The 239-nt window shown below is 39.3% G+C and carries 1 protein-coding gene; it reads right to left on the minus strand.

Features of this window, described 5'->3' with window-relative positions:
* The coding region (locus ACWXWW_RS18340; protein ID WP_455971479.1) for a hypothetical protein at positions 1 to 239 on the minus strand (239 nt) is incomplete at both ends.

Consider the following 239-nt stretch of genomic DNA (forward strand, 5'->3'; position numbering starts at 1 on the left):
TCTGTGTTCATCGCCTTTTGACCTGGTCAAAACAAAAGTTGGAAGCTCTTGGCCAGATATCGTTTGGCTTTTGCCTTTTGGCATAAACAGCAACATACCGTTCTTAATTGTAGCGATCGCATCATGCTCATCTGCTAAGCGTGTCAAAAGGTTTGCATCTGATTCATTTTGATCGATATGAATAATTTTATGGTTAGCCAGTTCTTCAGATACTTGGTCATTAAGATCATGTTCGATTG

The organism is Microbacterium sp. KNMS (assembly GCF_053851835.1).